Source organism: Ureibacillus acetophenoni (genome assembly GCF_900220965.1).
GTDB lineage: Bacteria > Bacillota > Bacilli > Bacillales_A > Planococcaceae > Ureibacillus > Ureibacillus acetophenoni.
This window is the reverse complement of record NZ_OBQC01000002.1, coordinates 517,830-531,292: the sequence shown is the minus strand read 5'-3', so window position 1 is coordinate 531,292 and position 13,463 is coordinate 517,830. Positions and strand designations below refer to the sequence as shown.

10 protein-coding genes are annotated in these 13,463 nt (G+C 33.5%); 6 read left to right on the top strand and 4 right to left on the bottom strand.

Annotated features, from left to right (window positions below):
• Positions 1-154: 154 nt before the first annotated feature.
• From CRO45_RS05300 to CRO45_RS05285, 4 genes are all read left to right on the top strand, one after another.
• Positions 155-3,100: a DNA translocase FtsK gene (locus CRO45_RS05300; protein WP_097148591.1), complete on the top strand. Its 2,946-nt coding sequence runs from the start codon at positions 155-157 to the stop codon at positions 3,098-3,100.
• A gap of 330 nt (positions 3,101-3,430) precedes the next feature.
• Positions 3,431-4,729 carry a UDP-N-acetylmuramate--L-alanine ligase gene (gene murC / locus CRO45_RS05295; protein ID WP_097148590.1) on the top strand — a complete coding sequence of 433 codons (1,299 nt, stop codon included), beginning with the start codon at positions 3,431-3,433 and terminating at the stop codon, positions 4,727-4,729.
• 149 nt (positions 4,730-4,878) lie between these two features.
• Positions 4,879-5,298 carry a DUF948 domain-containing protein gene (locus tag CRO45_RS05290; RefSeq protein ID WP_097148589.1) on the top strand — a complete coding sequence of 140 codons (420 nt, stop codon included), beginning with the start codon at positions 4,879-4,881 and terminating at the stop codon, positions 5,296-5,298.
• Positions 5,299-5,352: 54 nt separating this feature from the next.
• Complete coding sequence (locus CRO45_RS05285; protein WP_097148588.1) at positions 5,353-5,808, top strand: YtxH domain-containing protein; 456 nt, start codon at positions 5,353-5,355, stop codon at positions 5,806-5,808.
• A 66-nt stretch (positions 5,809-5,874) separates the two neighbouring features.
• Here the strand turns inward: CRO45_RS05285 and pilM are convergent, their stop codons facing one another.
• Positions 5,875-8,019 (bottom strand): pilus assembly protein PilM, encoded by a 2,145-nt coding sequence (gene pilM / locus CRO45_RS05280; RefSeq protein ID WP_097148587.1) that lies wholly within the window; start codon positions 8,017-8,019, stop codon positions 5,875-5,877.
• Positions 8,020-8,193: 174 nt separating this feature from the next.
• Between pilM and CRO45_RS05275 the strand changes: the two genes are divergently transcribed.
• Both CRO45_RS05275 and ccpA read left to right on the top strand, forming a co-directional pair.
• Positions 8,194-9,279 (top strand): bifunctional 3-deoxy-7-phosphoheptulonate synthase/chorismate mutase, encoded by a 1,086-nt coding sequence (locus CRO45_RS05275; protein ID WP_097148586.1) that lies wholly within the window; start codon positions 8,194-8,196, stop codon positions 9,277-9,279.
• A 263-nt stretch (positions 9,280-9,542) separates the two neighbouring features.
• Complete coding sequence (ccpA, locus tag CRO45_RS05270; RefSeq protein ID WP_097148585.1) at positions 9,543-10,544, top strand: catabolite control protein A; 1,002 nt, start codon at positions 9,543-9,545, stop codon at positions 10,542-10,544.
• Between the two features lie 64 nt (positions 10,545-10,608).
• Here ccpA and CRO45_RS05265 read toward each other — a convergent pair whose 3' ends face one another.
• The 3 genes from CRO45_RS05265 to CRO45_RS05255 are packed head-to-tail and all read right to left on the bottom strand — an operon-like array spanning position 10,609 to position 13,056.
• Positions 10,609-11,772 (bottom strand): acetoin utilization protein AcuC, encoded by a 1,164-nt coding sequence (locus CRO45_RS05265; RefSeq protein ID WP_097148584.1) that lies wholly within the window; start codon positions 11,770-11,772, stop codon positions 10,609-10,611.
• Positions 11,769-12,407, bottom strand: a complete 639-nt coding sequence (locus CRO45_RS05260; RefSeq protein ID WP_097148583.1) for an acetoin utilization AcuB family protein — start codon at positions 12,405-12,407, stop codon at positions 11,769-11,771. Before CRO45_RS05260 ends, CRO45_RS05265 begins: the two co-directional genes overlap by 4 nt.
• A 16-nt stretch (positions 12,408-12,423) precedes the next feature.
• A complete protein-coding gene (locus CRO45_RS05255; RefSeq protein ID WP_097148582.1) occupies positions 12,424-13,056 on the bottom strand; it encodes a GNAT family N-acetyltransferase in 633 nt (210 codons plus the stop codon).
• Between the last annotated feature and the right edge of the window lie 407 nt (positions 13,057-13,463).

Genomic DNA, 13,463 nt, shown 5'->3' with positions numbered 1-13,463 from the left:
GATTAAATAGACGATTGTTTGTTTTTAATCATAATTTATGAGATTAGTCATATTTGGCTATGAGAAATAATACATAAAAGTAAATAATAAACACTATTAGACGACTAATTATCATATAATAGAAATGCAAGGTTTTAGAAGAGAGTGATAAATTATGAATTGGTTTAAAAAGAAATTTAATAGATTTTTTACAGAAGACATCGATCAATATGAAGACGATGTTCCATTTGATGATGAAGAAGAAGTGATTGAAGAAGAAAAGACTAATGAAACGAACAACCGACGTTCTTTTCGTTTTCCAATTATAGCAGATGACGAAATTGATCAATTTAAACACGATACTGATCCAATCAATACTAAAAGTAATATTAATAGAACATACGAACCTGAAAATTATAAAGAAACGCCAAGTAAAATTGTATATGATGTTGAAGTTTCAGGTATTCGTGAACTACTGGAACAAAGAAGAAATGGTAAAGGGAAGACTGTTAGAAGACAAAGTATACAAAATAAACAATTACAGCCTAAACAAAAACTCTCAACAAACGAGTATAAAAAATCTAGTAAAAAACAAATAGAAATAGAAAATACAGAAATACAAGAAGCAACTCGAAGAAGATTTGTTCCAACACAAGTACCTTCGCCTGTTCATGGATTTAAAAAGCCAAGTACGATAAATCAATTACTAAATCAAAAAAATGAACAAAAAAATACACAAAGCAATAACACTAAAACAGAAGTATCTAATAGTGCGGTAGAAGAGGTCGTTTTAGCCTCACAGGAAGTTGCTAGCACAGTTATGTTAAATAATGAGGTGAAAGTAAATAACGTACAAATTGAACAACCTACTCATGACAAGACAGATAAAAACATTAATGAACATGTAAAAATGGATAACGTTCAAAATAGTCATGACCAATTATTAGTTCAACAATTAGCTAACGATGAATTGTCAATGAATGATAATTTCAAATCACTTGAAGTGAACAAAGAAGAAGAGAAAGAAGAATTATATTTAGAATCCATTGATTACGATGATGTAGTTGAAACATATGATGATAACATTGAAGACTGCGATGAAATTGATGATTATGACGAAGAATTTATCGATGAAAATGAACTTGAAACAGTTAAAGATGTAGAAGAAATCGTTGATGATGAGATTGTTATAGAATTTAATGAGATTGAAACTGACATGGTTGAAGAATTAGAGGAATTCGAAGATGTTGAAGTAACGGTAAACAATGAAGAAGCTTTAGAAATTGAGGAAGTTATTTCACAAGAATTCCAAGAAGAAGATATTAATGACCAAGAAGAGGAAGAATCTGCTCTCAATAGTACTGCTACGGTAGTTGATGATGAAAATGAAACACTTCCAAAAGAAATTTTGGCACAGCCATTGAATAATGTAGAAGAAGAACAAATTATTCATAATGATGACAATAAAGATAATAAAATATCTTCGGGCAGTAAAATACCTTTTAATGTCATAATGCTGAAGTCAGACAAAGAAAAGTTAAAATTGAAACAATCTTTACAAAAAGTAAATCCGCCGTCAATCGAACAAGTAGAAACGAAGAATGATGAAAATTCTGCTAAACCTACACTAAGTGTAGATCAGAATTTACCTCAAGAAGATATTGTCGAAAAAGTAGACGAAGTGGAAGTTGCGGAATTACAAGATTCTTATGTTGAGTATGAGAAACCAACATATGATTACTTAATACCGCCGGAAGGAAAAACAGAAGACCGGGAATGGATGGAATCCCAAGCAAATAATTTAGTAGAATCCTTGTCACATTTTCAAGTGACAGCTCAGATAGAATCCATCGTTCAAGGACCTGCAGTAACACAATTTGAAATTACAGTTGGTCATGGAACGAAAGTAAGTAAGATAAAAAATCTAGCCGATGATTTAAAACTTGCTTTAGCGGCAAAAGATATTCGTATACAAGCGCCAATACCTGGGAAAAGTTCAATTGGTATAGAAATTCCAAACCGTATATCAAGAGCCGTACGTCTTTCTGAAGTGGTTCGAAGTGAAATGTTTAATGAATCGGAATCACCCTTAGAAGCAGCGTTAGGATTGGATTTAACAGGAAAGCCAATTACAATTGATCTACGTAAAATGCCCCATGGGTTAATTGCAGGTGCAACTGGTTCAGGAAAATCAGTATGTATTAATTCAATTTTAGTAAGTCTATTATATAAAGCAGACCCACACGAATTAAAATTGATGCTCATTGATCCGAAGGTCGTTGAACTAGCACCATTTAATAACATACCTCATTTAGTGAGCCCTGTTATTACCGATGTAAAAACGGCAACTGCAGCACTTAAATGGGCTGTGGATGAAATGGAGAGACGTTATCAATTATTTGCCCATGTCGGAGTTCGTGATTTATCTAGGTATAATAAGCAAGCTGAAAAGAATGGCAATAAAAATAAATTACCATATATTTTGATTGTAATTGATGAGTTAGCAGATCTAATGATGATGGCTCCAAGCGATGTGGAAGAATCCATTGCTCGTATTGCTCAAAAAGCAAGAGCTTGTGGTATTCATTTAATAGTTGCTACACAACGACCATCAGTAGATGTTATTACAGGCTTGATCAAGTCTAATATTCCAACACGTATTGCCTTTGCAGTATCATCACAAATTGATTCTAGAACAATTTTAGATAGTCAAGGTGCTGAAAGGTTACTAGGTCGTGGAGATATGCTTTATCTTGGAAATGGTATGAGCGCACCAATCCGTATTCAAGGAACTTTTGTTACGGATGATGAGATTGAAGAAATTATTGATCATGTTAGAAGTCAAGGTACGCCAAATTATATGTTTGAGCATGAAGAATTACTTAAGAAAACTGAGATGGTTGAAGAATACGATGAACTCTTTGAAGAGGTGTGTCGATTCGTTTATGAACAAGGAACCGCTTCAACTTCATCAATTCAGCGTAATTATCAGATTGGATATAATCGTGCAGCACGTATGATGGATTTACTTGAGAAAAATGGCTTTATATCTGAACAACGAGGAAGTAAGCCGAGGGAAGTATATATTACAGAAGCAGATTTAAATTCAATGTTTAACTAATGAGAGGGAATAATTACCCCTCTCATTTATTTCAAAAAGGGTAAATTTCGGTTAATAATTATCTGAATTTACAGGTAAACTATACTTAAATGAATAGTTAATGTTTTGCCATATTAGTGCTATAATGGTAAAGGTTTTTAGCTAAATGAAAGTAAAGGGGAGAGCAGGCTACAATCTTGGTGTAGAGTTAAGTCTGCAAGTTATTTATAGGTTCGCATGTACACCCCAAACAACCAAAAGACTATTTTACTAAAAATTATTTAACTTTTACCCTCTAACAAAAAAAGTTCATCAAAGGGGTCAAATACAGTATCCCGGGAGGTTTATCTTATGACATTTTATCATTTTACAGGTATTAAAGGTTCGGGTATGAGTTCATTAGCCCAAATATTATTTGACTCAGGTGAACAAGTACAAGGTTCTGACGTACAAAACTTTTATTTTACAGAAAAACCGTTAAGAGATCGTAATATTACAATATTAAAATTCGATCCAGAAAATATTCAACCAGGCATGATTGTTATTGCAGGGAATGCATTTCCAGATGATCATCCAGAAATTGTTCGAGCTAAAGAAATTGGCGTTGAAGTCATACGTTATCATAAGTTTTTAGGAGATTATATTAAAAAATATACATCAATCGCAATTACCGGAGCACATGGTAAAACGTCAACTACAGGTTTAATGAGTCATGTAATCGGTGGTTACAAGCCAACATCATTCTTAATCGGTGATGGTACTGGTTCAGGAAAGCAAGAAGCATCTTTCTTTGTCATGGAAGCATGTGAATATAGAAGACATTTCTTAGCTTATCAGCCAGACTATGCAGTAATGACAAATATTGATTTTGATCATCCGGATTATTTTGCAGATATTGAAGATGTCTATAATGCATTCCAACAATTAGCATTACAAGTGAAAAAGGCAATTATTGCTTGTGGTGATGATGATTACTTACAGAAAATTCAAGCGAATGTCCCTGTTGTATATTACGGATTTGGTGCTCAAAATGACTTTGCAGCTAGAAACGTTATAAAAACAACTGAAGGAACAAGTTTTGAAGTATATGTTAGAAATGAGTATTATAGTACGTTTACAATTCCGTTGTTTGGCGACCATAATGTATTGAACTCATTATCCGTTATTGCACTATCACACTATGAGGAAATTCCAGCAGATTTAGTACAGGAACGACTAATTACTTATGCAGGTGTGAAAAGAAGGTTTACAGAAACAAAAATAGGCAACAATGTGCTTGTAGATGATTATGCACATCATCCAACAGAAATAAGAGCTACAATTCAATCTGCTCGTCAAAAGTATCCAGACAAACAACTAGTAGCTGTATTCCAACCACATACATTTAGTCGAACTGAAGCGTTCTTGAAGGACTTTGCTGATAGTCTAAGTCAGGCAGATGCAGTATACTTATGTGACATTTTCAGTTCTGCTCGTGAACAGAGTGGGAATCTGACAATAGAAGATTTAAAAACTCTTATTAATGGAAGTGCAACATTACAACTAGATACGGTTAGTGAACTACAAAAGTTTGACAATGCTGTGTTTTTATTTATGGGTGCAGGCGATGTTCATAAATTCCAAGATGCATTTGAAGAATTATTAAAATAATAGTTATGATTTGAAAAATTTATATATAATTGTTTAGACTAAAAGTTGACAGCTTATCTTAAAGGTAAGCTGTTTTTTCAAAAATGAAAAAGGTATTCACCCATTTTTGTCGAATTATATTACTAATAAGTTTCAGGAGGATTCATCGCATGATTATCATTTTATACATCGCCGCATTGATCGCAGCAATCGCTTTTCTAATATTGTGTATCAGTATCGGTCGAACATTATTTTCTCTTAAAGAAATTTTAAATAGTATTGCTGGTACCGCAGCTGGAATAGAAAAGCAAATGGAAGGTATAACGCGTGAAACAACTTCATTGCTTGAAAAGACAAATACTCTAGCTGAAGATATTACACATAAATCAGAAAAGTTAAATACGGTAGTCGATGCAGTAAAAAACATTGGTACTTCTGTAAATGGATTAAACAATTCAATTAATAAAATTTCATCAACAATTTCAACAGAAGTTGAAAAAAATGAGGAAAAAATTGCTCAAGTTGTTCAATGGGGGAATATCGCAATTGAACTAGCAGATAAATGGAAACAACGTAAAACAACTAAGTGATTACTTAAAGCACTATTTTCTAATATTAAAAATTTTAAAAGGGGTTGGGGAGCAATGACAACTGAAAAACCAAATTACAATGAAGTGAAAAATCAATCAAATTTACCTGTAGGAACAAATGATCCAATCTATAGAGAGGAGACAATTAATATTAAAGATTTTATTATTGGTTCTCTAGTGGGTGGAATGGTTGGAGCTGCTGTAGGCTTATTATTAGCTCCAAAGGCAGGAAGAGATTTACGAACTGATGTAGCAAATCAAGCTTTAACAATTCGTGATAAAGGCGTAGAAATCTCTACGACTGCAAAAGAAAAAACAGTAAAACTTTCTAACCAATTGAAAGAACAATCTGTTCAATTAGTTGATAAAGTAAAATCTAAATCATCAAAAGTACCAACAGTATTTTATGATGGAACTGTATCAGCAGAAGGTGAAGAGCCAATCGAATTAATCGAAAATGAAAAAGAAGGAATTGAAATTTCAGACGCTGCTCGTCCTTCTTCCATTTAAAAAGTGAATAAAAAGGGTTGAATCTTAAAGAAATTTTCTTTAAGATTCAACCCTTTTTTAATAGCATTAAAGTTCAGATAAGAGTATTTGCAAGTGATCGCCACCAAAAATTTCGGTATCAAAAGTAGCTGATTGACCATTTCTTAATATTGTAAATTGCCCTTTAAAATCTGAGGGTAATTGCCAATTGGAAAAACGAAATACATCTTGGAAAATCCACTTTTGCTTCTGCTCTTTTTGTTTAAATTCAACCGACGCTCCGCTAAAAATCGTTGCACTTGATTGATAAACAGTTCCATTTACATGTGCTTCGTAAATTGTTCTTTTTAATAGTAACTCTTCATCTTGGAATATAACTGTTATTCTATCTTCTAAAACAATACTTAATTTATCAGCAATGTTCTGTATAGTGGGTAATGAAGATTCTTCAACAGACACTGTGTATCCATCATAAAAAGGATATTGAAGTTTTCCTGGCTTTCCATTAATGTAAAGTTTCGCAGTAAATTCAGGTAAGTACAACGGTTTTCCCTCAACATAAACAACAAATGGTTGTAATTGATTGATTAGTTTTTTATTATACAAATTCAATAAATTCTCAATTGTATCGATTGTATTTATGACTAGGACATCCCGATCTTTAAGATTTCTATCTAATGTAGTTGGTAAACCATTTAATAATACTTTTGGTTGGACTGTAAATGGCTTACCTTGAAGTTTAATTTTTTTTATCAATGCACTATCAACAAGGTCTTGGACTTTTGCAGTAGCATCTTGTCCATTTTTCCCATCTACAAGTTCGATTCGATCTCCATTTCTAATGACAGTTTTTGTTGTTGCAACTTCACCGTTTACGTAAATTGTTGCTAAACTTCCATGCTCACCAGGAACAAAAATATCCTGACCATTTATCGTTATAGAAATGCCTTTCCCAGGCTTTCCATATAACTGTTTAGCTTGTATATTTGCAGCTAAGAATGCGTCAGTCACGGTCATATCTTTCATTTCAAATAATCGTACTGTTGTATCATTCACTGTTACTGTCATGTATTGAATTGGTGCTAATTTCGCAGCAATTGCAATACCGATTGGTGTAATAAGTTCAGGAGAATTAGAAATAGAATCAGATTTTGTTAAATTTTGAATAGCATCTAACCCACGTACTGCCACTCGGTTTTCTGGAAGTTGTAATACTTTACATAATTCCGTAGTCACATTAGGAGTTAAACTTCCTCCACCAACTAACATAACGGCTTTTGGAGAGCGTTGATTGTTCAATCTTAGTATTTCTTGTCCAATTGATTGAGCTAGATGTTGGATGGATGGTTGAATAGCATCTAATACTTCTTCACGTGGTACTTCCTGATCAAAACCTAATATGTCTTCTATGAAAATTGTTGATTCTGAAGTTAGCTGGCGTTTTGTATTTTCTGCAACAGGAAAATCTAAAAGGTAATGATCACTTAATGCTTCAGTAATCTCATCACCAGCGACTGGTACCATCCCATAAGCTACAATCGTTCCACCATCAGTAATGGCAATATCAGACGTACCAGCTCCAATATCAACAAGTGCAACATTTAAGCGACGCATGCTTGAAGGTATGAGCACATTTATGGCAGCAATTGGTTCTAATGTTAAAGCTTCCATTTCCAAATTTGCTCTTTTCAATGCGGCGATTAGCGATTCAACGACAACACGCGGTAAAAATGTTGCGATAACTTCAACAGTCGCCTCGTCTCCTTGTTGATCGACTAAGCTACCGATTTCTTCACCATCAAGTTTATAAAACAGAACAGAATATCCAACACAATAATAATGATTAATCTCATTTTCAACCTCATGTTGAATTAACTGTGCTTGGGCTTGTTGAACTGCTTGTAACTCGAGACGGTTTATATCTTCTTCAGTAAAAATAGGACGATTTTTTATGTTTATAGTAACACTTGCTTGTTCGGTTTTTAACGCACGACCAGCTGCTGCAACACTTACTTTCGTAAGTGGACCATGTTTTTTCTCTAATTCGGTTTTAACTGTATGTATCAGTTCGGCTACGTAGAGCACATTATGTATTTGTCCATCAACCATTGCACGTTCTTTATGTTCTTTCATGTAGATATCTGCAACGTGAAAGTTGTTATTTTGTTCCTCTAAAATAATGCCAACAACAGATCGTGTACCAATATCTAATGCGAATAGTTTTGAAGACATTGCAACCGCTTCCTTTTTTTAATAATTCACAATTCACTTTAGCGAGTTGAATCGCTAAATTAAATTTCGTGACAACTTAATATATTTTGATTATAATAGTATTATTATTCTAAAATGTATCATACATTTCATACTTCTGAAAGAGTTCGGTACACTGGAGAGGAGAGAAAGTAAATGAGCGAGCAAAATTTAGATGCACTTCGTAAACAAATCGATCATTTAAATTTAGAGATATTACGATTAGTAAATGAGCGAGCTGAAGTTGTAAACGAAATCGGTAAGATTAAAGAAAAACAAGGTGTTAACCGATACGATCCTTTACGTGAACGTCATATGTTAAATTTATTAAAAGAGCACAATAAAGGACCGTTAAATCAGATGACGGTTGACTATATTTTTAAACAAATCTTTAAGACATCTCTAAAACAATTAGAAGCAAATAAAAAGAAAGAACTACTTGTTTCACGTAAGAAAAAAGCTGAAGATACTGTTATTGATATTAACGGTGAAACAGTTGGAGCAGGTGGTCCATCATTTATCTTCGGTCCTTGTTCAGTTGAATCTTATGAACAAACTGCGAAAGTTGCTGAATCTATAAGTGCAAAAGGTCTTAAATTTATTCGTGGTGGTGCATACAAACCACGTACTTCTCCATACGACTTCCAAGGGTTAGGGTTAGAAGGTTTAAAAATCCTAAAACGAGTGTCAGAAGAATACGGTTTAGCTGTCGTAACAGAAATCGTAACACCAGCTCATATTGAAGAAGCATTAGATTATGTTGATGTCATTCAAATTGGTGCACGTAACATGCAGAACTTTGAATTGTTAAAAGCTGTTGGTGAAACGAATAAACCAGTACTTTTAAAACGTGGTTTAGCGGCTACAATTGACGAATTTATCCATGCTGCAGAGTACATTATGTCAAAAGGTAACGAGAACATTATGTTATGTGAGCGCGGAATTCGCACTTATGAAAAAGCTACCCGTAATACATTAGACATTTCTGCTGTGCCAATTTTAAAACAAGAAACACATTTACCAGTATTTGTTGACGTAACGCATTCCACTGGTCGTCGTGATTTACTATTACCATGTGCAAAAGCAGCAATTGCTATTGGAGCAGATGGAGTAATGGCAGAAGTTCACCCAGATCCTTCAGTGGCACTATCTGATTCTCAACAACAAATGGATATTCAAGAATTCAACCAATTCTATACAGAACTTCAAAGGTTCATGAAAGAATATGAACTTAAAGCATAATTGTAATCCGACCGGTGAATGCTGGTCGGATTTTTTAGCAAATTGTTTTACTATATTTGAACGATAATTCATTTCAAATTTGTGAATTTTTTAGCAAATTGAAATTCTAAAGAGAAATTTAACATTCTTGTCATAAAATATATTGAGAATTATGTTAGAATGGATACCATATAATTACAACTCATATACTATTCATTGAAAATGAAAAGACTTATATCGTATGATGATAGCACCAATAATAAATAAAAAAGGAGGCGGATCCTTTGACTGTAACAATTTATGATGTAGCACGTGAAGCAAATGTATCAATGGCAACTGTATCACGTGTAGTGAACGGAAATCAAAATGTTAAACCTTCAACTAGGAAAAAAGTGTTGGAAGTAATTGAACGTTTGGAATATAGACCAAATGCAGTTGCGCGAGGGTTAGCAAGTAAAAAAACGACAACTGTAGGAGTTATCATTCCTGATATATCAAATAGTATTTATGCAGAAGCCGCTCGTGGAATTGAAGATATTGCGACAATGTATAATTACAACATTATTTTAGCCAATTCGGACCAAAACGAAGAAAAAGAAATAACATTGCTTGATACTATGTTAGGAAAACAAGTTGATGGAATTGTTATGATGAGTGATGCTGTAACAGATAAGTTACATCACTTAATGAAACATGCACCAGTTCCAATCGTACTGGCTGGATCTGTTGATGAATCAAATGATGTTCCTTCAGTTAATATTGATTATTTCCAAGCATCTTATGAAGCGATTCAATTGCTCATTAGCAATGGACATAAAAGAATTGCCTTTTTATCAGGACCTCTTGCTTATACCATTAACTCAAAATATAAGTTAGCAGCATATAAAAAAGCGTTACAAGATGCAAACATTGAAATTGATGAACAATTAATAATATCTGAGGAAAGTTCTTATGATAGTGGAATTGAGGCATGGGAGACACTAAGTACATTAGATAATCCACCAACTGCATTTTTTGCGGGAAGTGACGAATTAGCAATTGGAATTATTCATGGAGCACAAGATCACGGTAAAAATGTTCCAGATGATATTGAGGTCATTAGTTTTGAAAATTCTAAACTAGCAAGAATGGTTCGTCCAAGGTTAACGAGCGTTGCATTCCCTCTATATGATATTGGGGCAGTGGCAATGCGTTTATTAACAAAAATCATGAACAAAGAAAATATTGAAGAAAAAGTGGTCATTTTGCCACACCGTATCGAATCCCGTCAATCTGTTAAAGGTTGAGAGGAAAAAGAAAGGATGTCTTATCTAAGTATGTGATACTTAGAACATAAGACATCCTTTTTTATCATTGTTTGAATTGCTCATTTTTAATAATTTGCAAGGCTTTCTGGAGCATTTGAGCATTTTTTTCTTCAATCTCTGGTTTTCTTGGAATAGGCTTGTATAATGGATCTGGATCCTCCCAATTCGGAAACAAAGGAACGGGAGATTCCTTTTGCCATTTTTCTATCCATTCTTTAGGTAATGGACCAGAAGGAGCAGGGAGGTCATTCATTTCTGTCCAAATATATGACCATGCTCTAGGAACAACTCTCCATATATCATACCCACCACCGCCTACAGCAATCCATTTTCCATCGCAGTATTCATGGGCTAATTTATGTACTAGCTTTGGAATTTCTTGATAGATTTTCATTGTTCCGCATAGATGAGTTAAAGGGTCTAAATAGTGAGCATCTGCGCCATTTTGAGTGAATACAACATCAGGTTTAAAATATTCAAAGATTTCTTTTAAAGCATTTTCATAAATCATTAAGAAACTATCATCTTCCGTAAATGCATCTACTGGAAAGTTAAATGTTGTTCCATAACCTTTTCCGCTACCACGTTCCGTAATATTTCCGGTACCAGGGAAGAGATATCTTCCCGTTTCGTGGATCGATAATGTGCATACATTCGGATCGTCATAAAACGCCCATTGAACACCATCCCCATGATGAGCATCAGTATCAACATATAAAACTCGAACATTATATTTTTGCCGTAAATAACGAATCGCTACGCTACTATCATTATAAATGCAAAATCCTGATGCCTTACTAAAAAATCCATGGTGAAGTCCACCACCTAAATTGAGAGCATGTCTACTTTTTCCTTGCATGACTGCATCCACTGCTTGTAGCGTACCTCCAACCAGGGTGCTACTTGCTTCATGCATATGTGGAAATATTGGCGTATCTTCAGTACCAATTCCATAGTGTACAGTTTGCTCTGGGGTCAGTAATCCCATTCCTGCTTGCTTGACGACTTCGATATATTTTATATCGTGTGCAAGCGCAATTTCCTCATCAGTTGCTATTCGCGCAGGAATGATATGATCCTCATTTAGTGCATTAATCTTTTTAAGTAAATCCATCGTTAACGTTAAACGTTTATGGTTAAATGGATGAGATTCTGAAAATTTATATCCGAGTTGTTCTGGTGAATAAACAAAGACAGCCTTTTTCATTGTGTAACACCTGGAAGATTTGGCCAAAGAACATTAAAATTTTCTTTCTTCAAATCGTTAATAATTGATAGTGGATTTAATATTTGAACTCGGATTGTTACAATTTTATATTTTTCATCTTTTGAATCAGGAAATAAAAGGACGCTTAAAATATTTGCGTTATGACTTTTGAAAATAGACATTATATCAGATAGAATGCCAGGTTTATCCTCTACACGAATATCAATTTTTGAGGATGGTTTGTTTGCACCTGTTAATTCGATATATGTATATAGTAGGTCTGAAGCTGTAACTAAACCGACTAATTTACCACCTGATACAATAGGTAAACAACTAATTTTCATTTCATAAAATGTTAGTGCAATTTCTTCAACAAAATCTAAAGGGTGGGCTGTGATTAAATCCTTTATCATAATATCTTCTATAATATTTTTAAGTTTTCTATTTTCGATATTCTCTAGTGATAATCTATTTTTTAATGTATTAGATGTAATAAGCCCAACTAATTTTTTGTCTTCATCAACAATAGGTATATGGCGAATCTGCTTATTTTTCATCAGTTGTAAAGCATCCAGTACAGTGTTTTTTGGCGTTAGTGTGATTAAATCAGTTTTCATAATTTCCTCGACAATCATCATAATCCCCCCTTACTTAATACATATAGCGCTTTTTAAAACGTAATCGATCGAATCGTTCTAGTGTATCTTCATTGACTCGTTTTCCGATACGAGCCATTAAGCAATTAGCAGGGTGGCAAGTGATTTCAGGATCATCGGTTGCAAACGGTTCAAAGCCGACTGAACTCATTAACCGTTCCATCATTTTTCGATATTCCCATACGTTTAAACCAGTTCCTTTTAAATCCCAGTGCCAATAATATTCGGTAGTAATAACTAAATAGTCTTCCATTTCGTCTCCCATGAAAGAAACTTCGAGTAGCTTTTTACCTATACCTTTAGCTCGATACAATGGAGCTACTTCAATTCCACCCAACTCAATCATGTTGTCGATTTTATCTTCAGACCATCTTTCAAGTGGATCTGGATAAAGATAAGTCACATAGCCTACAATTAAATCTCCATTTCGGATTATAATGATTCGGCCTTCTTCTAATTCAGCGATTTCAACTAATGCTTTCTTTTGTTGTTTGGGAGGTCTAAAAGAAGTTAAATCTTCATGAAGAGTGTATTGTACAAGCCTATTTGGGGGCACTGGACCTTCAATTAAAACTTTCCCCTGCTTCGTCTCCATTTCAATACAATGATAATTTTTTAAATGATTCATAGATCACTAAACACCACCTGCACATGATATTAACATTATATTAAAAATAAGGTTTAAAAAAGCTCGAAAATACGAAAAAATAATTAATTTTTGAAATATTTAGAATATTAACTGTGTATTCATGTAAAATAATTTCATGAACTAATTGCTTTTAATGCTCTATTTAAATGCACTAATATTAAAAAATCTTATATTTATACAAAAACATTAAAAAGACGACATGTGAAGAGTATACACAAACTTCAAATGGTCGTCTTTTTTGTATTCAAATCAACAAAAAACTAGTTTGTTTGTATACAATTGACCTTATCTATAGCTATGAGCAAAAAATTAAGAAAAAAATAAAATATATAAAAATACAGTTGACTTAATAAATATACAGTCCTATACTTACAATATCTTATACA

Excerpts from the sequence above, each read along its gene's own strand:
- CRO45_RS05275 (WP_097148586.1), top strand. The coding sequence starts at position 8,194 with ATGAGCGAGCAAAATTTAGATGCACTTCGTAAACAAATCGATCATTTA.
- murC (WP_097148590.1), top strand. The coding sequence starts at position 3,431 with ATGACATTTTATCATTTTACAGGTATTAAAGGTTCGGGTATGAGTTCA.
- CRO45_RS05300 (WP_097148591.1), top strand. The coding sequence starts at position 155 with ATGAATTGGTTTAAAAAGAAATTTAATAGATTTTTTACAGAAGACATC.
- CRO45_RS05265 (WP_097148584.1), bottom strand. The coding sequence starts at position 11,772 with ATGAAAAAGGCTGTCTTTGTTTATTCACCAGAACAACTCGGATATAAA.
- CRO45_RS05255 (WP_097148582.1), bottom strand. The coding sequence starts at position 13,056 with ATGAATCATTTAAAAAATTATCATTGTATTGAAATGGAGACGAAGCAG.
- CRO45_RS05290 (WP_097148589.1), top strand. The coding sequence starts at position 4,879 with ATGATTATCATTTTATACATCGCCGCATTGATCGCAGCAATCGCTTTT.
- CRO45_RS05260 (WP_097148583.1), bottom strand. The coding sequence starts at position 12,407 with ATGATTGTCGAGGAAATTATGAAAACTGATTTAATCACACTAACGCCA.
- pilM (WP_097148587.1), bottom strand. The coding sequence starts at position 8,019 with ATGTCTTCAAAACTATTCGCATTAGATATTGGTACACGATCTGTTGTT.
- CRO45_RS05285 (WP_097148588.1), top strand. The coding sequence starts at position 5,353 with ATGACAACTGAAAAACCAAATTACAATGAAGTGAAAAATCAATCAAAT.